Raw genomic sequence first — 23991 nt, forward strand, 5'->3', positions numbered from 1 at the left:
CGACAACCGCCCCGACGACGACAGGCGGCCGGCATGACGACACGGGTATCGGAGACACGGGCGGCTTCGCCGCGCCCCGCGGAGGGCGCCCCCCGGCGCGGGCTGGTCCTGGGCGGCGGCGGGATGCTCGGCGCGGCGTGGACGGTCGGCGCGCTCTGCGCCGTCGAGGAGGCGGTCGGCTGGCAGCCCGGCGACGCCGACGTGGTCCTCGGCACGTCGGCGGGCGCGATCCTCGGCGCGATGCTGGCCGGCGGGGTCCGCGCCGACCAGCTCCGCGACCACCAGCGAGGGCTGCCCGTCACCACGGGCCCGCTGGCCGGGGTGGACTTCGACTACGACACGGCGGTCGGCGGCGCGCTGCCCCCGCGGCCGCGCGCGGGCATCGGCTCGCCCGGCCTGCTCCGGGCCGCCGTGCGGCACCCGCGCGAGTACCCGCTGCTGACCATGGTCTCGGCGGTGGCGCCGCACGGCCGCGGCTCGCTGACGGCCGTCGGGGACCTGGTGCGCGGCCTGCTCGGCGCGGACGGCTTCCCGGACGGCTCCCCGCTGCGGGTGGCCGCGGTGGACTACCACGGCGGCCACCGGGTGGTCTTCGGCGATCCGGACGCGCCGCCCGCGGCGGTCGCCGAGGCCGTGATGGCCTCCTGCTCGATCCCGGGCTGGTTCGCCCCGGTCCGGGTGGACGGCTCCGCGTACGTGGACGGCGGCTGCTGGTCCGCCACCAACGCCGACCTGATGCTCGGACGCGGCCTGGACGAGGTCTACGTGCTCGCCCCGATGGGCCTGCGGCTGAACCCCGGCGGCCGCACCAGGTCGTCCGGGGGCGCCGGCCGGGGCACCCTAGCGGGGCTGCGCGAGTGGCGTGCCCGGGACCGCCCGCGCGGGGTGCTCGCCCAGCTGGTCGGCCGCTACCGCCGGGCGGTCACCCGGCAGCTGCTGCGCGAGGCCGGGATGCTGCGGGAGAGCGGGGTCCGGGTGCACCTGCTGGCGCCGACCCTGGCCGACCTGGCGGTGATGGGGCCGAACATGATGGACCCGGCCCGCCGCGGCGCGGTGCTGGAGAGCGCGCTGCAGAGCAGCCGGGCGGCCCTGGACGGGGTCCGGTGACCCGTCCGCGGCCGGGCGGGCGGTCCCGGGCCGCAGGTGTGGCCCCGCCGTTCACCGGGTCGTCCGCGGCCGCGGACGACCCAGGTGCCGGTCCCGACCGGCACCGCCGGGCCGCGCCGCCCGGCGCGCACCCGGCGCGGGGGGCGCGGGCGGAGGCGAGCGCGTGATCACGGGCGCCGTCCCGGCGCTTATTCTTGGGGGCGCTGGAAGCTGTGCCGCTGGACGAACCGGAGAGTGCCACCCATGCGCGTGTACGTGCCCACCACCCTGACCGGCCTGGCGGCGGCGCACCCGGGCGGCGCCCTGGAGCAGTCCGCGGCGTACGCGGTCACCCCCGCCCTGCGCGAGTGGTACGTCAGCGACGACCTCGAGGAGCTGGAGTACGCGGCCCTCAACCGGGCCGCCCAGTCCTCGCTGCGCCTGCTGGCCGAGGACCCGGACGCGCCGCGCCGCCGGGTGGTGGTGGCGCTGGACGTCGCCGACTCCGCGGTCAAGCCGTTCCCCGGCGACGAGTACCAGGACCAGGCCTCGCTGGGCCGCGTGGTGCTGGCCGGACCGGTGCGGCTGGCGAAGGCGGCCGCGGTGCACGCGGACGTGGCCGACCAGGAGGTGGTCACGGACGTCGAGGCGGCCGTGGCCGCGGTCCGGGCGGCCGACGCGGGCGACCAGGACGCCCAGTTCACCGTGGACGGCGCGGAGGACCACGACCTGCTCTGGTTCGCCACCCAGGAGATCCCCTCCCTGCTGGCCTGAGCCGCCGGGCGTCCCGCGCCGGCGCCCGTCCCGCGTGAGCCCCGTCCTACCGGCCTGTCGGTGGCCGGGGTTACCGTTCCCTGCGTGCGCACTCATATCGTCTGGGACTGGAACGGCACGCTCTTCCACGACATGGAGGCGGTGCTCGGAGCGAGCAACGCCGCGTTCGCGACCGTCGGCATCGCGCCGATGACCTTGGAGGAGTACCGGGCGCAGTACGAGATACCGATCCCCCGGTTCTACCAGCGACTGCTCGGCCGGATGCCCTCCGAGGCCGAGTGGCTGCTGCTGGACGACGCCTTCCACGACCACTACCGGGAGCTGAGCGCGGCCTGCGGCCTGACCGACGGGGCCGTGGAGCTGCTGACCGGCTGGGAGGCGGCCGGGCACAGCCAGTCCCTGCTCTCGATGTACGACCACGAGAAGCTGCTGCCGGTGGTCGACGCCTTCGGCCTGACCCGTCACTTCCTCCGGGTGGACGGCCGCAGCGGCCCGTCCGGCGGCCAGAAGGCGGAGCACCTGGCCCGGCACCTGGTCGCGCTCGGCGAGCGCGTGGACCCGGCCCGTACGGTGCTGATCGGCGACGCCGCGGACGACGCGCTGGCGGCGCTGAACGCGGGGGCGCACGCGGTGCTGTACACCGGCGGCTCGCACAGCCGGGAGAAGCTGGAGCCGGTCGGCGTCCCGGTGGTGGACAGCCTGGCGGAGGCGGTCGAGCTGGCCGGGCGCCTGGCGGGCTGAGGCACCCGACCGCCGCGGGCGGCCGACGGCCGGCAGGCGGGCCACCCCCCGGACCGCTCCGGGCGTGGCGTGAACCACGTCCGCCGGTGGCGTGTCTGAACGGGCGAACCGGCCTCCCGCTGGTCAGTCTGGATTGACGCCGGGCCGCCGTGGGCCGGGTCACCAGGACGAGCGGAGCCGCACATGCCCATCGACGCAGTCACCCAGGTCCCGGTCCCGGGCAACGAGCCGGTGCACGGCTACGCGCCCGGCAGCCCGGAGCGGGACCGGCTGGTGCGCCGGCTGGACGAGCTGGCCGCGGAGCAGGTCCCGCTGCCGATGACCATCGGCGGTGAGCAGCGCTTCGGCGGCGGCGAGCGGATCGACGTCGTCCAGCCGCACCACCACGCCGCCAAGCTCGGGGTCCTCGGCAACGCCACCCGGGAGGACGCCCGGGCGGCGGTGGACGCGGCACTGGCGGCCGGGCGGGAGTGGCGTTCGCTCTCCTTCGACGACCGCGCGGCGGTCTTCCTGCGCGCCGCCGACCTGCTCGCCGGGCCGTGGCGGGAGACGCTCAACGCGGCCACCATGCTGGGCCAGTCCAAGACGGCGCAGCAGGCCGAGATCGACTCCGCCTGCGAGCTGATCGACTTCTGGCGGTTCAACGTGCACTTCGCCCGCCGGATCCTGGCCGAGCAGCCGGACTCCTCACCCGGGGTGTGGAACCGGACCGACCACCGCCCGCTGGAGGGCTTCGTCTACGCGGTCACCCCGTTCAACTTCACCGCGATCGCCGGCAACCTGCCGACCGCGCCCGCGCTGATGGGCAACACCGTGGTCTGGAAGCCGGCGCCGACCCAGACGCTGGCCGCCCACCACCTGATGCGGCTGCTGGAGGCGGCCGGCCTGCCGCCCGGGGTGATCAACCTGGTGACCGGCGACGGCCGGCAGCTCTCCGCGGTGGCGCTGGCCGACCCCGCCCTCGCCGGGCTGCACTTCACCGGCTCGACCGCCACCTTCCAGTCCCTCTGGCAGACCATCGGCGCCAACATCGGCGGCTACCGGACGTACCCGCGGATCGTCGGCGAGACCGGCGGCAAGGACTTCCTGCTGGCCCACCGCTCGGCCGACCCGGAGATCCTGAAGACCGCGCTGATCCGCGGCGCCTTCGAGTACCAGGGCCAGAAGTGCTCGGCGCTCTCCCGGGCCTACCTCCCGCGCAGCCTCTGGCAGAAGATCAAGGACGACTTCCTGGCCGAGGTGGACGCGCTGGCCGTCGGCGACGTCACCGACCTCTCCAACTTCATGGGCGCGCTGATCGACCGGCGGGCCTTCGAGAAGAACCGGGACGCGATCGAGCGGGCCAAGGCCGACCCGACGGTGGAGCTGGTGGCCGGCGGCCAGTACGACGACGCGATCGGCTGGTTCGTCCGTCCGACCGTGCTGGTCTCCTCGGACCACCGCAACGAGATGTTCCGCACCGAGTACTTCGGGCCGATCCTGGCCGTGCACGTCTACGAGGACGCCCGCTGGGAGGACGTGCTGGGCCGGGTCGACTCCGGCGCGCCGTACGGGCTGACCGGCGCGGTGATCGCGCAGGACCGTTACGCCATCGCCCGCGCGGTGGAGGAGCTGCGCTTCGCGGCGGGCAACTTCTACATCAACGACAAGCCGACCGGCGCGGTGGTCGGCCAGCAGCCGTTCGGCGGCGGCCGGGCGTCGGGCACCAACGACAAGGCGGGCGCCGCGCAGAACCTGCTGCGCTGGACCTCGGCCCGGTCGATCAAGGAGACCTTCGTCCCGCCGACCGCCCACGGCCATCCGCACATGGGCTGAGCGTGAACGGCACCCGGCCCTGGGTGAACACGTTCCGGCTGATGGCGAACATGACCGGCCGGTTTGGACATGGTGTCCAGGACGGAGGGATCTTCCTGCAGGATTGTGCCTCCCTGTCCCCTGACACCTTCAAATCCGCCCGTTAGGCTGGCTGGCGTCGTCGGGTGCTGCAGGCCGAACGTCTCGTCCTACCCGCTGCAGAGGTGTTTCATGCGTGCCATGAAGGCCTTTCAGTCGGTCGGTGCGGCAGGATTGCGGTGGACCCGGCGGTGCACATCCACACACCACCGAGTCACGCAACGGCGCGCGACAGGAGCCAAGAAGTCATGCAGACCAAGCTGGACGCAGCCAAGGCCGAACTGCTCACGAAGGCAGCAGCAGCCGCTGAGAACAGCCAGGTGGGGGGAGCGGCGCCGGGTGAAGGGCTGAGCAACGGCGCTCTGACCGCGTACCTGCACCACTACTACCTCCACACCGCGGCCGAGGACCTGGTCGACCGCGACCCGGTCGACGTGTACGGCGCGGCCGCCTCGCACTACCGGCTCGGGCTCAAGCGCCCGCAGGGCACCGCCGAGGTGCGGGTGCACACCCCCTCGGTCGAGGAGAACGGCTGGTCCTGCGGCCACACCGTGGTCGAGGTCGTCACCGACGACATGTCCTTCCTGGTCGACTCGGTCACCAACGAGCTGTCCCGCCAGGACCGCGGCATCCACATCGTGATCCACCCCCAGCTGGTCGTCCGCCGTGACATCACCGGCAAGCTGCTGGAGATCCTGGACATCGACGCCTGCGCCCGCAGCCAGGCCGCCGGCGCCGAGTGGCCCGCCGACGCCGTGGTCGAGTCGTGGATGCACATCGAGATCGACCGCGAGACGGACCGCGAGGACCTCCGCTCGATCGAGACCAACCTGCGCCGCGTGCTCGGCGACGTCCGCGAGGTCGTCGAGGACTGGTCGAAGATGCGCGACTCCGCGCTCCGGCTCGCCGACGAGCTCGCCGAGGAGCCCCCGGCCCACCTGCCCGAGCAGGAGGTCGGCGAGGCCTGGGAGCTGATGCGCTGGCTCGCCGACGACCACTTCACGTTCCTCGGCTACCGCGAGTACGACCTGGTCGAGCACGAGGGCGAGGAGGTCCTGAAGGCCGTCGCCGGCACCGGCCTGGGCATCCTGCGCTCCGACCCGCTCAGCCACGACGACGACCACCACCCGGTCAGCGAGGCCTTCGGCCGGCTCTCCGCGCCGGTGCGCGCCAAGGCGCACGAGAAGAAGCTGCTCGTCCTCACCAAGGCCAACAGCCGCGCCACCGTGCACCGCCCGGCCTACCTCGACTACGTCGGCGTGAAGAAGTTCGACGCCAACGGCGAGGTCGTCGGCGAGCGCCGCTTCCTCGGCCTCTTCTCGGCCGCCGCCTACACGGAGTCGGTCAGCCGCATCCCCGTCGTCCGCCGCAAGGTCCAGGACGTCATCGCCAGCTCCGGCTTCTCCACCGAGAGCCACGACGGCCGCGACCTGCTGCAGATCCTGGAGACCTTCCCCCGGGACGAGATCTTCCAGACCCCGGCCGCCGAGCTGCTCCAGATCGCCACCAGCGTGCTCTACCTGCAGGAGCGCCGCCGGCTGCGGCTGTTCCTGCGCCAGGACGAGTACGGGCGCTACTTCTCCGCGCTCGTCTACCTGCCGCGCGACCGCTACACCACCCGCATCCGGCTGCGCCTGATGGACATCCTGATGCAGGAGCTCAACGGCGCCTCGATCGACTACACGGTCTGGTCGACGGAGTCCGTGCTGACCCGTCTGCACTTCGTCGTCCGGGTCACCCCCGGCAGCGAGCTGCCGCACTTGACCGACGCCGAGATCGAGCGGATCGAGGGCAAGCTCGCCGAGGCCGCCCGGTTCTGGATGGACGGCTTCAACGACCAGCTGCACCTGGAGCTGGGCGAGGAGCGGGCCGCCGAGCTGTCCCGCAGGTACGCCAACGCCTTCCCGGACGGCTACCGCGCCGACTTCACCGCGCGCACCGCCGTCGCCGACCTCAAGCAGATCGAGTCGCTGCACGGCGAGGGCGACTTCCGCCTCAACCTGTACCAGCCGGTCGGCGCGGGCGACGACGAGCGCCGCTTCAAGATCTACCGGGTCGGCGGCCCGATCTCGCTCACCGAGGTCCTGCCGGTCCTCCAGCGACTGGGCGTCGAGGTGCTCGACGAGCACCCGTACGCGCTGACCCGCTCGGACCAGAGCACGGCCTGGGTGTACGACTTCGGCCTGCGGCTGCGCGAGGCCGTCGAGCTGACCGACGAGGCGCGCGACCGCTTCCAGGAGACCTTCGCCGCCACCTGGATGGGCCGGGCCGAGAACGACGGCTTCAACGAGCTGGTGCTGACCGCCGGGCTGACCTGGCGCCAGGCGATGATGCTGCGCGCGTACGCCAAGTACCTGCGCCAGGCGGGCTCCACGTTCTCCCAGGACTACATGGAGGACGCGCTCCGCAACAACACCCACACCACCCGTCTGCTGGTCAACCTCTTCGAGGCCCGGCTGAGCCCCAGCCACCGTTCGGGCGCCCTGGAGCTGACCGAGGGCATCCTGGAGGAGCTGTCCGGCGCGCTGGACGAGGTCGTCTCGCTGGACGAGGACCGCATCCTGCGTTCCTTCCTGCACCTCATCAAGGCCACCCTGCGGACCAACTTCTTCCAGCACGACGGCTCGGGCGAGTGGCACTCCTACGTGTCGATGAAGTTCGACCCGAAGGTCATCCCGGACCTGCCGGCCCCGCGCCCCGCGTTCGAGATCTGGGTCTACTCGCCGCAGGTCGAGGGCGTGCACCTGCGCTTCGGCAAGGTCGCCCGCGGCGGCCTGCGCTGGTCCGACCGGCGTGAGGACTTCCGCACCGAGATCCTCGGCCTGGTCAAGGCGCAGATGGTGAAGAACACCGTCATCGTGCCGGTCGGCGCCAAGGGCGGCTTCGTCGCCAAGCAGCTGCCGGACCCGTCGGTGGACCGGGACGCCTGGCTGGCCGAGGGCATCTCGTCCTACAAGACGTTCATCTCGGCGCTGCTGGACATCACCGACAACCTGGTCGGCGGCGCGGTCGTCCACCCGGCCGACGTGGTCCGCCACGACGAGGACGACACCTACCTGGTCGTCGCCGCCGACAAGGGCACCGCGACCTTCTCCGACATCGCCAACGGCGTCGCCGAGTCGTACGGCTTCTGGCTGGGCGACGCGTTCGCCTCCGGCGGCTCGGCCGGCTACGACCACAAGGGCATGGGCATCACCGCCCGCGGTGCCTGGGAGTCGGTCAAGCGCAACTTCCGCGAGCTGGGCCACGACACCCAGACCGAGGACTTCACCGTCGTCGGCATCGGCGACATGTCCGGTGACGTCTTCGGCAACGGCATGCTGCTCAGCGAGCACATCCGCCTGGTCGCCGCCTTCGACCACCGGCACATCTTCCTCGACCCCAACCCGGACGCGGCCACCTCGTACGCCGAGCGGCGCCGCCTCTTCGACCTGCCGCGCAGCTCGTGGGACGACTACGACAAGTCGCTGATCTCGGCGGGCGGCGGCGTCTTCCCGCGCAGCGCCAAGTCGATCCAGCTCAGCCCGCAGGTCCGGGCCGCGCTCGGCATCGAGGACGCCCGGCTCACCCCGGCCGAGCTGATGAAGGCCATCCTCCAGGCGCCCGTCGACCTGTTCTGGAACGGCGGCATCGGCACCTACGTCAAGGCCTCGGCCGAGACCAACGCCGAGGTCGGCGACAAGGCCAACGACGCCATCCGCGTCAACGGCGAGCAGGTCCGGGCCCGGGTCATCGGCGAGGGCGGAAACCTCGGCTGCACCCAGCTCGGCCGCATCGAGTACGCCGCCACCGGCGGCCTGCAGGGCGCCGGCGGCTGGATCAACACCGACGCCATCGACAACTCGGCCGGCGTGGACACCTCGGACCACGAGGTGAACATCAAGATCCTGCTCAACCAGGTCGTCGCCGACGGCGACATGACGGTCAAGCAGCGCAACGCCCTGCTGGCGGAGATGACCGACGAGGTCGGCCACCTGGTGCTGCGCAACAACTACGCGCAGAACGTGGTGCTGGCCAACGCGGTCGCCCAGGCGACCAGCATGGTCAACGTCCACTCCCGGATGATCAACCGGCTGGAGCGGGACGGCCAGCTCGACCGGGCGCTGGAGTTCCTGCCCGCCGAGCGGCAGATCCGCGAGCGCCAGCAGAACGGCCGGGGCCTCTCCCAGCCCGAGCTGTCGGTGCTGCTCGCCTACACCAAGATCACCCTGGCCGACGAGCTGCTCGCCACCGAGCTGCCGGACGACCCGTTCTTCCGCACCGCGCTGCACGAGTACTTCCCGAGCGCGCTGCGGGCGAAGTTCGCCGAGGCGATCGACAACCACGCGCTGCGCCGCGAGATCGTCACCACGCTGATCGTCAACGACACGATCAACCGCGGTGGCTGCACCTTCGCCTTCCGGCTGAAGGAGGAGACCGGCGCCACGTACGAGGAGATCGCCCGGACGCACACCGCCGCGCGGGCCGTCTTCGGCCTGGAGGAGATCTGGTCCGAGATCGAGGCCCTGGACAACCAGGTCCCCGCCCGTGCCCAGACCAAGATGCGGCTGCACTCGCGCCGGCTCGTCGAGCGCGCCACCCGGTGGATGCTCAACAACCGCCGTCAGCCGCTCGACATCGCCGGCACCATCGAGTTCTTCCACGACCGGGTCAACCAGGTCTGGGGCTCGCTGCCCAAGCCGCTGCGCGGCGAGGACCTGGCCTGGTTCGAGTCGGTCTACAACGAGCTGGCCGGCGCCGGCGTCCCGGAGGCCCTGGCCAACCGGATCGCGGGTCTCTCCTCGACCTTCCCGACCCTGGACATCACCGAGGTCGCGGACCGGTCCGGCAAGGACGTCGCCGAGGTCGCCGAGCTGTACTACGACCTCGCCGACCGCCTCCAGATCACCCACCTGCTCGACCGCATCATCGAGCTGCCCCGGACCGACCGCTGGTCGTCGATGGCCCGCGCCGCCATCCGCGAGGACCTCTTCGCGGCCCACGCGGCCCTGACCGCCGACATCCTGGCCTGCGGCCCCGAGGGCGCCACCCCCGAGGAGCGGTACACCGCCTGGGCGGAGCTCAACGGGACCCTGCTGAACCGTGCCAAGAGCACGCTCGACGACATAAGGGGTTCGGACAACTACGAGCTGTCCAGCCTCTCGGTCGCGATGCGCGTCATCCGCACCCTGCTCCGCACGGGTTCGATGCGCTGACGGCCGGGAGTCCGGGCAGCCCGAGCGGCGGGGTCGCGTCTTCGGACGCGGCCCCGCCGTCGTCGTGTCCGGGTCCGGAAGGGCCGGGCCGGGTCCGGAAGAGTCGGGCCGAGGTCCGGAAGGGCAGATCGGGGCACCGGGAGGGCAGGCCGGGGCCGCGGAAGGGCCGGACCGGGGCCCGGAAAAGGCAGATCCGGCCTCACGGGGGCCGGTTCGCGGGCGGAGAGTGACGGCGTGATCACTCCGTGCACGGGCCGTTTCGTGGCCGGTGTGTGAGGGATGGGTTAACGCTGCGTCAAAACGTCCGGTATTTCCCCGTCGAGGTGTCGGCGGGTGGCGGAGTTTCGCCCCAACTGCCCTGTTTGGCAACTGTTCTGACATGCCAAGAGTTGCAGTAGGCTAACCCCGCGATAGGCGCCGCCGCAGGTCCCGTGCCGGAAGAGCTCCACCGATGTGCTGGAACGACAGGTGTCTTTCGGAGGGGCGCAGGCCGCCAGTCCTCATCGCGCAGGAAGGCCCGGACCTGCTCCTGACGCGATGCCACCTGAAGAGAGTTTCATGACGTCATTTGTGCAGGAACCCTTTTTCTGGGTCTTTATCGCAGTGATGCTCGCAGCCGTCGCAGCAGCCCTCCAGGCCCGCAGGACGAACCTCGCCCTGCGCAGGCGGAACGTTTCCCTTGAGGAGGCGGGCGCTGTGGCGCAGCGGCAGTGCGACGACCTCGGCGCGCTGAACGCGCGTCTGCAGAGCCAGCACGCGGCCGAGCTCGCGGTGGTCCGCCAGGACGCGGAGGAGGACACCAAAGCAGTCCTCAAGGCCGCGATGCGGACCCTGCAGGGCCTGGCCGACGAGCAGCAGATCGTCATCGACAAGGTGCAGCGCAAGTACGGCGACAGCCCGCAGATCCTCGCCGACCTGATGCTGGTCGACCACGCGAACAGCCAGTTCGGCCGCCGCGCCCAGGGCATCGCGGTGCTCTGCGGCGGCTGGCTGGGCCGGCGGGAGAGCGTCGCCTCGGTCTACGACGTGGCCCGCAGCGCCCAGGGCCGGATCCGGCACTTCGACCGGGTGCGGATCCACTCCCAGGTCAGCGTCTCGCTCGCCAGCCAGGTCGTCGAGCCGGTCGCCGTCGTGCTGGCCGAGCTGCTGGCCAACGCGACCAACTACTCCGCCCCGGACACCCCGGTGGAGATCAGCGTCCAGGCCGTCCCGACCGGCGTCTGCCTGATCATCGACGACGCCGGCCTCGGCATGGGCCAGGAGGAGAAGGACCGCGCGGCCGCGCTCCTGAACCCCGGCGCCCCGATCAGCCTCACCAGCCTGGGCAACCCCCCGAAGTTCGGCTTCGCGGTCTCCGGCATGCTGGCCGCCCGCTACGGCTTCCGGGTCTCCGTCGACTCGGTCTCCCCGTACGGCGGCGTCCGGGCCGTGGTGCTCCTGCCGACCGGGTTGCTCAGCAGCGAGGTCGCGCCCCAGGCCCCGGCGGCCACCGAGTTCGCCGAGTACCGGGGCGAGCCCGAGGAGCAGCCCGGACAGGTCCGGGCGCAGGCCTCCGCGCAGCGGCTCGTGTCGCTGCCCGAGCAGGCCCCGGCCACCCCGGCCGCTCCGGCCACCCTGGCACCGGTGCCGGCCGACCCGGAGACGGCGGCGGAACCGGAGACGACCGCGGACGGCCGGCTGCCCAGGCGCCGCCGCCAGCGCGCCGTCTCGGTGGTCCCGCACCCGCAGGACCCCGGTCGCGCCGACGAGCCGGTGCGGACCACCGGCCGGAACACGGCGTCCCGCCTCGGCGCGTTCCAGCGCGGAACGCTGTCCGGGCGCGACACCATGACCACGGAAGGAACCGAGATCCAGTGAGCCCTGATCTGTCCTGGGTGCTCAACGACGTACTCCAGGTGCCCGGCGCCCGGCACGCCATCCTCGTCTCCGCCGACGGCCTGCTGCTCGAACGGTCCAGTGACATAGGCCGGGACGAGGCGGAGACCAACGCCGCCGCGATGAGCTCGATGCAGTCGCTGAGCCGGGCGGTCGCCCCGTTCGTCGGCGGCGGCGCCGGGGCCTGGCGCCAGACCCTCCTGGAGTACGACCACGGCTGGATCTTCCTGATCGCGGCCGGCAGCGGTGCCTACCTCGCGGCCTCCACCGCCCCCGACGTCGACATGGAGGCGATGTCCTTCCGGATGCAGCAGCAGGTGGGCGCGCTCGGCCGGGCGATGACGGCGGCGCCGCGCCAGAGCACACTCAGCGGCTCATGACGGCTTCTGGCGAGGAGCAGCGGGTCGCCGGTGGATTCATCCGGTCCTACGTCATCACCGGCGGCAGGGAATTACCGAGTGCGGACGACCTCTCCCTGATCACCCTGGTCACCGTCGCGCCGGAGCAGGAGCTCCCGGCCCGTCCGAGCCCGGAGACCGTGGCGATCTGGGAGCTGTGTTCCGGCGGCTATCTCTCGGTGGCCGAGGTCGCGGCTCGTCTGGAGCTGCCGGTGGGGGTGGTGCGGCTGCTGCTGACGGACCTGATCCGCGAGGGACGGCTGCTGCGGAGGGCGACCCCGCCGCCGGCCCAGGCCCCGGATCCGAGACTTCTAGAGAAGGTACTGCATGGACTCCAACGCCGGTTCGCCTGAGGACATCTACGTCCCGGGCGCGGTGACGACCGCGGTCAAGATCCTCGTCGTGGGGCACTTCGCGGTCGGCAAGACCACGCTCATCGGTGCCCTGTCGGAGATCGCTCCGCTGAGCACCGAGGAGAACATGACGCAGGCGTCCACCGGTGTCGACGACCTCCGGGGGGTGCCGGACAAGAAGACCACCACCGTCGCCCTGGACTTCGGCCGGCTGACGCTCGGCGACGACCTGGTGCTGTACCTGTTCGGCACGCCGGGCCAGCAGCGCTTCATGCAGCTCTGGGAGGACATGGCGCGGGGGGCGCTGGGCGCGCTGCTGCTGGCCGACCCGACCCGCCTCGCGGACACCTTCCCCGTCATCGACCTGATCGAGCAGTACGGCCTGGAGTACGCCGTGGCGGTCAACAGCTTCGACCAGCAGAGCGACTACACCGAGGACGAACTGCGCGAGGCGCTGGACCTGCTGCCGCACACACCGGTGGTGTTCTGCGACGCGCGGGACCAGCGGTCGTCCGCCGACGCCCTGCTGACCCTGGTCCGGCACCTGCTCGAACGCGCCTCCTGACCCCCCCTTCCCCGTCACGCCCCCCGGGGCCGCACCCGCCCGGGGCCACCTCCAAGGAACGACCCATGGAATCTCCGCAGCGACCCGCCCCGCACTCGCCTCCGCCGGGGTGCCCGATGCACGGCTCGGGCACGCCGCTGTACGGGGAGACGTTCTCGTCCGACCCCGGCGCGGTGTACGACAGGCTGCGCGCCCACGGCCACGCCGCCCCGGTGGAGCTGGCCCCGGGCGTGGACGCCACCCTGGTCACCTCGCACGAGGCCGCCCTGCGCGTGCTGCAGAACCCGGGGCTGTTCGCCCGGGACTCCCGGCGCTGGGCGGCGCTCAACGAGGGGCGGGTGCCGTTGGACAGCCCGGTCCTGCCGATGATGTTCTACCGGCCGAACTGCCTCTTCACGGACGGCACCGAGCACCTGCGGCTGCGCAAGGCCGTCACCGAGAGCCTGGAGCGGCTCAACGACAACCGGCTCAACCGGCACGTCGAGCGGATCGCCGGCTACCTGATCGACCAGTTCAGCGGGCTGGGCCGGGCCGACCTGATCAACGACTACGCCAAGCTGCTGCCGCTGCTGCTGTTCAACCAGCTCTTCGGCTGCCCGGCCGACATCGGCGACCGGCTGACCCGCAGCATGTCCGCGCTCTTCGACGGACTGGACGTGATCCAGGCCAACGACGAGCTGAACTCCTGCCTGATGGACCTGGTCGCGCTGAAGCGCCGTCAGCCGGGCGACGACATCACCTCGTGGCTCGTCCAGCACCCGGCCGGCCTGCGCGACGAGGAGCTCAAGGACCAGCTGGTCATGCTGATGGGGGCCGGTGTCGAGCCCGAGCGCAACCTGATAGGCAACGCGCTGCTCGTGCTGCTGTCCGGCCAGGGCGCCCTGCGGATCGAGGACGCCATCGACGACGTGCTCTGGAACAACCCGCCGATCGCCAACTACGCGACGCACTTCCCGATGCACGACGTCGAGGTGGGCGGGGTGCTGATGGACGCGGGCAGCCCGGTGGTGATCAGCTTCGCCGCCGCCAACAGCGACCCGGCGCTGACCGACGCCCGACTGACCCTCAGCAAGGGCGCCCACCTGGCCTGGGGCGCCGGCCCGCACGCGTGCCCGGCGAAGAACCCGGCCCAGCTGATCGCCCTGACGGCGATCGAGTGCCTGCTCAACGCGCTTCCGGACGTGGCGCTCACCGTACCCGCGCAGGGCGTGGAGTGGCGGCCGGGCCCGTTCCAGCGCGGACTGGTCTCGCTGCCGGTGCGGTTCAGCCCGACGTTCACCCGGACCCCGGGCGCGGGCGGCGGTACGGGTGCGGGTGCCGTACCGGGCGGCCCGGCCGGCGGGGCGGCGGCCGCCCCCGGGACGCCGACGCCGTCGGCCGCGGCGCCCGCCGCCGGTCGGGCCCCGGCCAAGCAGAAGGGGTGGTGGAGCTCCTTCCTGGACGTCTTCCGGCTCTGACCGGGGCGTCGGGACGCTGCCGGACTCCGGTCAACCACCGTGCGGTGAACGGGGTCCGGCCATCGTGCGGCATGTGACGAAGGCAACACCGATCGGTGCTTGAGCGTCCTGGGGCCGGGTAGATCGCCGCCGTACTGCCCGCCCGGCCCCGAGGAGTCTCGTGTGACCGTCATGTTGGGAGCCCGCGCCGAGAGCCCGGGGGCCTGTGCCGTCGCCACTGCCACTGCTGCTGCCGCCGTCGTCGGTGACGGCCGTGGTACCCGTGCGGGCACCGCGACCGTCGCGACCGTCGACCGCCGTGCCGCGGTGCCGCTGCTGCGGCGGCTCCGGTCGGCCGAGGGGCTGGCCTGCCCCTTCCCGATCTACGACGAACTGCGGGCGATGGGCGATCTCGTCCCGGCGCCCTGGGGCGGGTACCTCGTCACGGGCTACGACGCGTGCAACCAGGTCCTGCGCGGCCGGCACTGGCTCGTTCCCGACTTCGCCTGGCAGGACCGGCAGACCGAGACCGAGCGCTGGCACGCCGTCGCCACCCAGGAGATGAGCGGGACGCTCTCGCGGCTCAACGCCCCCGAGCACACCCGGCAGCGGCACAGCCTCGGAAACCTCTTCGACCGGCGCACCCTCCAGGACATGGCGCCGGACATCGAGGCCGACGTCACCGCGCTGCTGGACCGCCTGGCCGAGCGAATACGCGTCGACGGCGAGGCCGACCTCTCCGCCCTGGTCAGCGAACGGCTGCCGATCAACACCGTCGGCCGCTGGCTGGACATCGCGCCGGAGGACTACGCGCACATTCTGGAGATCACCCACAACCAGGTGCACGCCCAGGAACTCCTCCCCAGCAAGAGCCAGTTGGCGATCTCCGAGGAGGCGACGCTCCACCTGCGCCGGTACTTCACCGACCTCGTCCAAGGCCGCCGGCAGAACCCGGGCGACGACGTGGTGTCCGGCTGGATCCGTACCTGGGACGCGCTGGAGTCCGACCGCGAGGTCACCGACCGGATCGTCTACCAGCTCACCATGTTCGTCACCATCGCCTCGCTGGAGACCACGGCGACGATGCTCTCCACGCTGGTGTGGTCGCTGCTCCGGTCCCCCGGTTCCTGGGAGGGGCTGCGGGCCAGGCCGGAGCACATCGACGGCGCGATCGAGGAAGCCCTGCGCTACGACCCGCCGATCCGCCTCAACAGCCGCGTCGCGGGCGAGGACACGGAGGTGGCCGGGGTGTTCGTGCCCAAGGACACCATGGTCCACGTCATGTACGGCGCGGCCAACCACGATCCGCGCCGCAACCCGGACCCGCAGGTCTTCGACATCCTCCGCAAGGGCTCGCACATCGCCTTCGGCGGCGGCGCCCACTACTGCCTCGGCGCGGGCCTGGCCAAGCTGGAGGCGCGCATCCTGCTCGGCCAGTTGCTGCGGCGCTTCCCGACCCTGCGGGCGGCGGCCCCTCCCGAGTACGCACCCCGGATGGTCTTCCACCGCGTGACGTCCCTGAGAGTGACCGCATGAACGTTTCCCCCCGGACGGCCCAGTACCCGAAGTATGCGAAGCACCCGTCCTACCTCCTGCCGCGCCCTCCGGCGCCCGCCGTTCCCGCTCCTGTAGCGGCGCCCGCCCCGGCGCCCGTCCCGCGTACGGTCCGCGCCGAGCGCCGGGGCCCGGTGCTCCACGTCGAGCTGGACAGCCCCGGGACGGGGAACGCCGTCACCACGGCCATGCTGGACGAACTCCTCGACGTTCTCGCCGACCCGGACCCGGGCGTCCGCGTCGTCGTGCTGTCCGGCGCCGGCCCGGACTTCTGTCTCGGCGGCGACCGCGACGAGTTCGCCGCCGCTCTCGGCGAGGACCCGACCGGCGGCGGCGTCCGGAGCTACGGGGGCAAGGCCCGCCGGGTCTGCGAGGCCCTCACCAACAGCCCCGCCGTCACCATCGCGCGGGTCCAGGGCCGGGCGACGGGTGCCGGGTTCGCCCTGGCTCTCGCCTGCGACCTGCGGGTCGGCGCCGACTCCGCCGTCTTCCGGTTGCCCGAACTCGCCCTCGGCCTGCCCGTCGCCTGGGGCGGGCTGCTGCCCCGTCTGCTCAACGAGGTCGGCGCGGCCCGGGTCCGCGAGATCATCCTCACCGGCCGCCGGGTCGGTGCCGAGGAGGCGCGCGACCTGTCCATCCTGCAACGGGTCGTCCCCGCGCAGGACCTGGACCGGGCCGTGGAGGAGTGGGCCCGGCCCATCACCCGCCGCCCCGAGGCATCCCTGCGTGTCACCAAGACGCTGCTGAACTCCCATGCGGCGGCGACCCGGCTGGCCGACGCCTCGGCCCTCGACGCCGAGTTGATGGCTTCCGTCCTGGCCGCCGCCCACTACACCCGCGGCCTCGAAGCCCCGTCGGGCGCCTGACCTCCGGCCGCCGTCCCAGCGGCCGGCGGCTCGGCGACCCGGCAGCCGGCGGCCTCGGTGAGGGGCCCGCCCCGGCGGCCGGGCGGACCCCTTCGGCGGGCCCGCGTCCACGGACGCGGGCCCGCCGTGCCGTGGTCGGTGGGAACCCGGCGGGGCGGTGCGGACAGGTGGGGGTGTGGAGCTGTCACAGCGGGACCGGTTGAGGAATGGGGACCAGTGGGCGTTCGGGGAGCTGTTCGACGAGGCGGCGGATGACCTGTACCGGTACGCGGTGCGGGTGTCCGGGGACTGGGCGGTCGCGGAGGACGTCGTCCAGCTGACCTTCCTGGAGGCGTGGCGGCTGCGCCGCAAGCTCCGCGAGGGCGACGAGCCGGTGCGCCCGTGGCTGTTCGGGGTCGCCGCCAACGTGCTGCGCAACACGGCCCGCGCGGCCCGGCGGCACCGGGCCGCGATGGAGCGGCTGCCGCCCCGGGACGTGGTGCCGGACTTCGCGGACGAGCTGGTCGGGCGGCTGGACGACAGCGCCCAGCTGGCCGCCGCCCGGCGGGCGCTGGCCCGCTTGCGGAAGGCCGAGCGGGAGGTGTTCGGCCTGTGCGTCTGGGCCGGCCTGGACTACGCGAGCGCCGCCGAGGCCCTCGGACTGCCGATCGGCACCGTGCGTTCGCGGCTCTCGCGCGCCCGTACCAAGCTTCGCGCGCTGGCCGAGGAGGAGTTGAAGAACGGTCGGGAACTCCGCGCGGAGGTCGGACAGGTACGGGGTGGCCGCACCGATGCGGCCCGGTCGACACGGGAGACGAACCGATGAACGAGCACGAGCGTGCGGAGCTGGACCGGCTGCTGCCGGCGCCGGCGCGGCCCGAACTCTCCGCCGACCGCCACCGGCTGTTGAGGGGACATCTGATGAGTGAGATCCGGGAGACGAAGCCCGCGCGGGTCCGACGCGGGAAGTTCGGCTGGGTGGCGGTTCCGGCCCTGGCGGGCGGCCTGGCGCTGGCGATGGTGCTGAGCGGCGGGGGCGGCGACGGCAGCCCGAAGCAGGAGCAGCAGCAGGCCCAGGGCCGGACCACCGGCGGCACCACGTTGGACGCGGCCCCGGTCGCCGCCGTCCAGCTGCTGACCCAGGCCGCCGACACCGCGGCGGGCAAGCCCGACCCGAAGCCCGGCAAGAAGCAGTTCGTCTACGTGGAGAGCCTGGTCGCCTTCGCCGGCGTCAACCTGGCCACCGGCGAGTCGAGCGTCGAGAAGCCGCACCGCCGTCAGATCTGGCTCTCCGTGGACGGCAGCCAGTGGGGCGTGCTGAAGGAGGAGGGGAGGGGGAAGGCCTCCGACCCGGGCAACCGCAAGCCCGGGGACACGCGCCCCGCGCCGCGCACCGACGGCGGCGAGTGGGTCGACCCGACCACCAAGCCCGCCCTGAACGGGCCGACGTACGAGTACCTGACCACGCTGCCGACCGACCCGGACGCGCTGCTGAAGAAGATCTACGCGGAGACCAAGGGCCAGGGCAGGACCCCTGACCAGGAGGCCTTCACGACCATCGGCGACCTGCTGCGCGAGCAGCTGGCGCCGCCGGCGGTCAGCGCCGCGCTCTACCGGGCGGCGGCGAAGATCCCCGGGGTCAGCGTGGTCGACGACTCGGTGGACGCGTCGGGCCGGCACGGCGTGGCGGTGGCGCACGTGGACGGCGGTGTCCGGAGTGAGTGGATCTTCGACCCGAAGACCCACGAGTTCCTCGGTGAGCGCCTGGTCGTCGTCGGCGAGGGCAGCGACCTGGGCAAGCCGGGCACGGTGGCCGGGCACTCGGCGGTACTGGGCCGCGCGGTCACCGACCAGCCCGGCGAGGAGCCGAAGCAGAAGAACGCCTGATCCTGTTCGAACCGTGGGAAGGCTGTGGGGCCCGGTGGAAGCGGGCCCCACAGCCGTTTCGGTGTCCGACCCCCGGTATCCGACCCCGGTACCCGGCGTGCCGACGGGTCAGCGCCCGGCGGCCCGCTGGAGCGCGCTGGCGAGCAGCGCCAGGTCGGTCGGCCCGTTGCCCAGCTCGCGGACCGGCCGGCGGGCCGGCGGGGCCCCGAGCTGGAGCGGGTCTATGGCGACGACGGTCGGCCGCAGGGTCGCGGTGCGCGGGATGCGGCCGCTGATCCGGGCGGCCTGGAACGCGGTGACGCCCCCGTCGGGCAGCCGCAGGTAGCCGCGGCCGGGGGTGTCCTCGCCGAGCGCGGCGGCGTCACCGAGGTGGATCAGCAGGTCCGAGTCGGCGGGGTCGTCGGTGCGCAGGGCGATCCGGAGCAGCGCGGCCTCGTCGACCTCGGTGCCTGCGCTCTCCTCCGGGCGGCCGGTGGTGACGGCCAGGTGCACGCCGAGCGGGCCGCCGCGGCGGGCGACGGCGGCCAGCGCCCGGGCGAGCGGGCGGCCGGCCGGGGAGGTGGGGGCGAGCAGGGCGTCGTAGTCGTCCACCACGACGACCAGCCGGGCGGGCACCGGCGCGGCGGCGGGGGCCGGCCGGGGGGAGTCGCCGCTGCGCGGCTGGACGACCCGGGCGGCGGTCGTGGTGCCGGCCGCGCCGACGGTGACGGGCACCGGGACGGCCGGGCGGTCCGCGTCCTGCTCGTCGTCCGGGCCCCGCTCCCCGTCGAGGATGCGTGCCGCGTGCCAGGAGGCGAAGTCCAGCCCGTCGAAGAGCCGCTCTCGAAGGGCGAGCTCGTCCTCCAGGGACTCCGCGGCGAGCAGTGCGGCCCGCGGGTCGGTGGCGGCGTTCAGGTGGCCGGTGACGTGCGGCAGCTCGGTGCAGCCGTCCAGGCCGTCCTCCACCGCCCGGCCCTCGATGATCGTGACGGCCAGCCGTTCGGGCCGCTCGGAGACGGCGAGCGAGGCGACCAGGGTGCGCAGCAGCTCCGTCTTGCCGGAGCCGCGCCCGCCGCCGATGAGCAGGTGCGGGCCGCCCGGGTCGGGGGAGGGGAGGGTGAGCTCGGGGTCGGCCAGGTCGAGGGTGCAGAGCTCGTCCCGGGTGGTGCCGAGCAGGGCGGTGGCGGCGCCGATGCCGCCGGCGTGCGCGGCCCAGCGGGCGGAGAGCTTGGCGGGGGTGACGGTGTCGAGCTGGAGCAGGTCGAGCAGGCGCAGTGCGTCGGGCAGCGGGCCGCGGGCGGCCGGGACGGCCTCGCGCAGCGGGGCGAGGACGCGGGCCAGCCGTTCGGCCCAGGCGTCGGAGACGGCGTCCAGCGAGACCTCGTGCAGGGTCTCGCGGCCGCGGGCGACGGGCCGGTCGAGGGAGAGCTGGGTGCCGACCTCGCCGGTGATCAGGGCGGTGGCGCCGAGGCCGCGGGGCAGCAGTTCGGGCTGCTCGGCGAGGCAGACCGGGAAGATGCCGACGGCCGGGCCCTGGCGCAGCAGCAGGTCGAGCGCGTGCCGGGCGGCCTCGGTGGCCGGGCGGCCGTCGACCACGACGACGGTGGCGGGGTGGCCGCCGAGGCCGCTCGGGCCGCTGAGCCGGGCGGTGAGCTCGGTGAGGCGGGCGGTGGCCTGGTCGTCGTCCAGGCCGATCAGCAGCCGGCAGTCCTGGCCGTCGGTGGGGCGCAGGTGCGGCAGCCAGAGGGCCCAGGCCCAGGTGTCGGCGCGGTCCTGCGCGGGCCGGGCCGGGTCGGCGTCGACCACGACGAGGCTGAGGCCGGTGGGCGGGTGCAGGGCGGCGAGCTGGGCGACGACGGCGCGGGTGAGCGCGTCGAGGCGCTCGCGCGGGCCGCTGAGGCCGAGGCTCCCGGCGGTCTGGAGGTCGAGGGTGACCGGGACGGCGGGCAGCAGGGTGCCGGGGGAGGTGCCGGGGCCGCCGGGGCGGTCGGCGGTGCCGAGGCGCAGGGTGAGCGCGTCGGGGTGGCCGGGGCCGCGCTCCCAGAGCCGGGGGCCGGGGCCGAGGGCGTTGAGCAGGAGGGTGGCGAGGTCGGGCCAGCGCTCGCGCTGGGCGGCGGCCTGCCGGGTGCGGACGGCTGCGTGGTGGCGCTCGGCGCTCTCCTGGCCGGGCGGTTCGGCGGCGGCGCGGCCGAGCCGGAGCGAGAGCAGGCCGCGGGTGCGGCCGGCCGCGGGCTCGGGGGCGGCGGGCGGTTCGGCCACGGGCGGCGCGGGCCGGGCCGGGGCGGGCGGGGCGAGCTGGAGGTGGCCGTGGCCGTCGGGGAGCGCCGCGCGGGCGGGCGCCCCGGAGCCGTCCCGGAGATCCGGGGCCGCGACCTGGAGGGTGGACTCGCCGATCCGCAGCAGGCCGGCGCCGTCGAGCGGGACGGCCTCCTCGGCCGGTCCGGGCGGGACGATCCGGCCGTCCAGGGTGGTGCCGTTGGTGGAGCCGAGGTCGCGGACGGTGACCTGGCCGTCCTCGCCGAGGTGGAGGGCGAGGTGGAGCCGGGAGACGTCCGGGTCGTCGAGCGGGACGTCGGCCTCGCCGGAGCGGCCGACCCGGATCTCCCGGCCGTGCAGGCGGTGGACGCCGCCGGCGTCGGGGCCGCCGACCACCCGCAGCTCGGCGGCGGCCGCGCCGTCGTCGGGGTCGTCGGCGGTCGGGTCGGGCTCGTTGAGGCTGAGCACGGCGCCGTCGAGCAGCGGGGGGTGGCCGAGCAGGGTGTGCTCGTCCACCCGGTGCGCCCCGGCGTACAGGTGTACGTGGGTGGCGGCCCGTGGGCCGCGCACGCCCACGGCGCCCGCGAGGGCACCCGCGAGGGAGCCGAGCGCGGTGCCGACGGGAGCGGTGACCAGCACGTCCACGTAGGGGATGGCGGATCCGGCGGCTGCCGGGCCGCTGCGCGGTCGGAGGACGGTCAGCCGGATCTGCATCTCGCCCGCGGTCCCTTCTGCTGGTGGTGACGCCTGGTACCGACGCTCGTTGCCCGGGCCGTGCTGCCTGCCCGCCGGCGCCTGACGCCCTGCGGGCCGCCGCGACGGCATTGGGCCACAAGAGTGGCGAGTGTCATCCTGCCATCCGTCACCGACAGTCCGCGCGCGGTACAGGATTTGACGATCTTGCGATCATCGCCATGGTGGGGGCGACGGGGAGTCAGGTCAACCGAGGCGTCCCGGCCCCGGCCGGCGGCCTCCGGGAACCTCCCCGGGGGATGTCCCCCGGAGCCGCGCCGAACCCCTCGCCGGTCGCCTCAAAATCGCGAACGGACACCGTTAGAGTGGCCGGAACACGGGCCCGGCAGGCTCACCGCACCGGCGGAGGAGCGCCCCGCGCGGGCGGCACGGCGAGGAGTGCGACAGGTGCGGCCAGTCGGCAGCAAGTATCTGCTTGAGGAGACCCTCGGACGGGGGGCCACCGGCACCGTCTGGCGCGGACGGGTGCGCGCGGACGTCGCGGTGCCCGGCAGCGAGCCCGGGCAGCCGGTCGCGATCAAGGTGCTGCGCGAGGAGCTGGCGGCCGACCCGGACGTGGTCATGCGCTTCCTGCGCGAGCGCTCGCTGCTGCTGCGGCTGACCCACCCCAACATCGTCAAGGTCCGCGACCTGGTCGTCGAGGGCGAGCTGCTGGCCCTGGTGATGGACCTCGTCGAGGGCCCCGACCTGGCCCGCTACCTGCGCGGCAACGGCCCGTTCAGCCCGATCGCCGGGGCGCTGCTGATGGCGCAGGTCGCCGACGCGCTGGCGGCCAGCCACGCCGACGGCGTCGTCCACCGCGACCTCAAGCCGGCCAACGTGCTGCTCGCCACCACCGTGGTGGACGGCACCGAGCAGATGCACCCGCTGCTGACCGACTTCGGCATCGCCCGGCTCGCCGACTCCCCGGGCATCACCCGCACCCACGAGTTCGTCGGCACCCCGGCCTACGTCGCGCCGGAGTCCGCCGAGGGGCGCCCGCAGACCTCCGCGGTGGACGTGTACGGCGCCGGGATCATGCTGTACGAGCTGGTCACCGGCCGGCAGCCGTTCCAGGGCGACGGTCCGCTGGCGGTCCTCCAGGCGCACCTGGCGCAGGAGCCGCAGCGCCCGTCCACCATGCCCGACCCGCTCTGGACGGTGATCGAGCGCTGCCTGCGCAAGGACCCGGCGCAGCGCCCGAGCGCCGTCTCGCTGGCCCGCGCGCTGCGCGTGGTCGCCGCCGGGGTCGGCGTGCACGCCTCGCCGGCCGCGGTGGACGCGGCGCTCGCGGTGGGCGCGCTGCTGCTGCCGGACCCGCAGCCGGCCGCGGTGCCGTCCGCCGTCCCCGGCGGTGCGCCCGCCGAGGACCGCACCCAGGTGCTCCCGTCCGGCCCGGCGGTCCAGCCCGGCCAGCAGTACGACCCGGCCGCCGCGACCGCGGTGATGGGCACCCAGCCGCCGCCCGCCCCGTACGGCGCGGCGGACCGCACCCAGGTGATGCCGCCCACCGCCGTGCCGCCGGCCCCGGCCGGGCCGCCGCAGCCGGAGGCGCCGCACCCGTGGCAGACCCAGCTGCGGGCCGCCCGCGACCGCAACCAGCAGACCGAGATCGGCTACTTCGACCCGGAGGACTTCGAGGCCCCGCCGGTCGCCCCGCCGCCCTTCCAGGCCGGTCAGGGGGGCCAGGCGGGCGGCCGTCCGCCGGGCCCGCAGGGCTACCAGCCGCAGCAGGCGCCCCCGGGCGGGTACCGGCAGGCCCCGCCGCCCGGGTACGCCCAGCGCCCGCCGGTGGCCCCGCCGCCCTTCCAGGCCGGGCAGGGCGGCCGCCCGCAGCCGCCCGGCGGCTACAACCAGCCCCCGCAGGGCGGCCGGCCGCCGCAGGGTTACCAGGCCCCGCAGCCGTACGGCCGGCCGGGCCCCCAGCAGCCCCCGGCCGGACCGCCGCAGGGCTACCAGGCCGCGCCGCCGCAGCCCGCGCCGCGCCGGGCCGAGCCGCCCGCGCCGCAGCACCGCGAACCCCCGCAGCGCCGGGAGGCGCCGCCGCAGCCGGCCCGACGGGAGGCGGCGCCCCGCGAGCGGCGCCCGCGCAGCCGCAACCGGATGTACATCCCGGGCCTCGGCTGCCTGAAGGGCTGCCTGATGGTCCTGCTGGTGCTGGCCGTGGCCGCGGTGGCGCTGTGGAACTTCACGCCGCTGCCGCAGTACTGGGACAACGTCCAGGGCTGGTTCAACAGCGCGAGCGACTGGGTGAGCAGCGTCCTCGGGTCGAAGTAGTGGCGCGCGGGGCCCGTTGCGCACTCCGGACGCCGGGCCCAGGCAGCAACATTGACGCTTTGTCGACAATTTCCGATATTTATCGCCCGTCAGTGCCCGCCGGACCCCCTCAGGCGGCCCGCGGAGGGGGTCCGGGCGCGTAGGT

16 protein-coding genes are annotated in these 23991 nt (G+C 73.9%); 15 read left to right on the plus strand and 1 reads right to left on the minus strand.

Annotated elements, in window-relative coordinates; translation table 11 throughout:
* Positions 1-33: 33 nt before the first annotated feature.
* From J5Y04_RS32905 to J5Y04_RS32970, 14 genes are all read left to right on the plus strand, one after another.
* Complete coding sequence (locus J5Y04_RS32905) at positions 34-1107, plus strand: patatin-like phospholipase family protein (RefSeq protein ID WP_209416070.1); 1074 nt, start codon at positions 34-36, stop codon at positions 1105-1107.
* 243 nt (positions 1108-1350) lie between these two features.
* The gene (locus J5Y04_RS32910) at positions 1351-1860 is read left to right on the plus strand and encodes a hypothetical protein (RefSeq protein WP_209416071.1); all 510 of its coding nucleotides are present in this window, start codon (positions 1351-1353) and stop codon (positions 1858-1860) included.
* 84 nt (positions 1861-1944) lie between these two features.
* Complete coding sequence (locus tag J5Y04_RS32915) at positions 1945-2601, plus strand: HAD family hydrolase (RefSeq protein WP_209416072.1); 657 nt, start codon at positions 1945-1947, stop codon at positions 2599-2601.
* 189 nt (positions 2602-2790) lie between these two features.
* Positions 2791-4416: an L-glutamate gamma-semialdehyde dehydrogenase gene (pruA, locus tag J5Y04_RS32920; protein WP_209416138.1), complete on the plus strand. Its 1626-nt coding sequence runs from the start codon at positions 2791-2793 to the stop codon at positions 4414-4416.
* 326 nt (positions 4417-4742) lie between these two features.
* Positions 4743-9689 carry an NAD-glutamate dehydrogenase gene (locus J5Y04_RS32925; RefSeq protein WP_209416073.1) on the plus strand — a complete coding sequence of 1649 codons (4947 nt, stop codon included), beginning with the start codon at positions 4743-4745 and terminating at the stop codon, positions 9687-9689.
* Positions 9690-10247: 558 nt separating this feature from the next.
* Positions 10248-11546: an ATP-binding protein gene (locus J5Y04_RS32930; protein WP_209416074.1), complete on the plus strand. Its 1299-nt coding sequence runs from the start codon at positions 10248-10250 to the stop codon at positions 11544-11546.
* A complete protein-coding gene (locus tag J5Y04_RS32935; protein WP_148644597.1) occupies positions 11543-11944 on the plus strand; it encodes a roadblock/LC7 domain-containing protein in 402 nt (133 codons plus the stop codon). Before J5Y04_RS32930 ends, J5Y04_RS32935 begins: the two co-directional genes overlap by 4 nt.
* Entirely contained in the window at positions 11941-12315 is a 375-nt protein-coding gene (locus tag J5Y04_RS32940) for a DUF742 domain-containing protein (protein ID WP_209416075.1), read from the plus strand. Before J5Y04_RS32935 ends, J5Y04_RS32940 begins: the two co-directional genes overlap by 4 nt.
* On the plus strand, positions 12290-12880 hold the full coding sequence (locus J5Y04_RS32945) for an ATP/GTP-binding protein (RefSeq protein ID WP_209416076.1): 591 nt from the start codon (positions 12290-12292) through the stop codon (positions 12878-12880). Before J5Y04_RS32940 ends, J5Y04_RS32945 begins: the two co-directional genes overlap by 26 nt.
* A 65-nt stretch (positions 12881-12945) precedes the next feature.
* Positions 12946-14337, plus strand: a complete 1392-nt coding sequence (locus tag J5Y04_RS32950; protein ID WP_245205914.1) for a cytochrome P450 — start codon at positions 12946-12948, stop codon at positions 14335-14337.
* Positions 14338-14718: 381 nt separating this feature from the next.
* Positions 14719-15852, plus strand: a complete 1134-nt coding sequence (locus J5Y04_RS32955) for a cytochrome P450 (protein WP_209416140.1) — start codon at positions 14719-14721, stop codon at positions 15850-15852.
* Entirely contained in the window at positions 15849-16736 is an 888-nt protein-coding gene (locus J5Y04_RS32960; RefSeq protein ID WP_209416077.1) for an enoyl-CoA hydratase/isomerase family protein, read from the plus strand. The genes J5Y04_RS32955 and J5Y04_RS32960 overlap by 4 nt, the downstream gene beginning before the upstream one ends.
* 175 nt (positions 16737-16911) lie before the next feature.
* Positions 16912-17541, plus strand: a complete 630-nt coding sequence (locus J5Y04_RS32965; protein ID WP_307853419.1) for an RNA polymerase sigma factor — start codon at positions 16912-16914, stop codon at positions 17539-17541.
* The gene (locus tag J5Y04_RS32970) at positions 17538-18602 is read left to right on the plus strand and encodes a CU044_5270 family protein (RefSeq protein WP_209416078.1); all 1065 of its coding nucleotides are present in this window, start codon (positions 17538-17540) and stop codon (positions 18600-18602) included. The genes J5Y04_RS32965 and J5Y04_RS32970 overlap by 4 nt, the downstream gene beginning before the upstream one ends.
* A gap of 108 nt (positions 18603-18710) precedes the next feature.
* On the opposite strand, the gene J5Y04_RS32975 is transcribed toward J5Y04_RS32970, so the two are convergent.
* The gene (locus J5Y04_RS32975) at positions 18711-21551 is read right to left on the minus strand and encodes an FtsK/SpoIIIE domain-containing protein (RefSeq protein WP_209416079.1); all 2841 of its coding nucleotides are present in this window, start codon (positions 21549-21551) and stop codon (positions 18711-18713) included.
* Positions 21552-21977: 426 nt separating this feature from the next.
* Here J5Y04_RS32975 and J5Y04_RS32980 point away from each other — a divergent pair, with 426 nt between their 5' ends.
* Positions 21978-23846, plus strand: a complete 1869-nt coding sequence (locus J5Y04_RS32980) for a serine/threonine-protein kinase (RefSeq protein WP_209416080.1) — start codon at positions 21978-21980, stop codon at positions 23844-23846.
* Positions 23847-23991: the final 145 nt, after the last annotated feature.

It is taken from the genome of Kitasatospora sp. RG8 (assembly GCF_017813315.1).
Taxonomy (GTDB): domain Bacteria; phylum Actinomycetota; class Actinomycetes; order Streptomycetales; family Streptomycetaceae; genus Kitasatospora.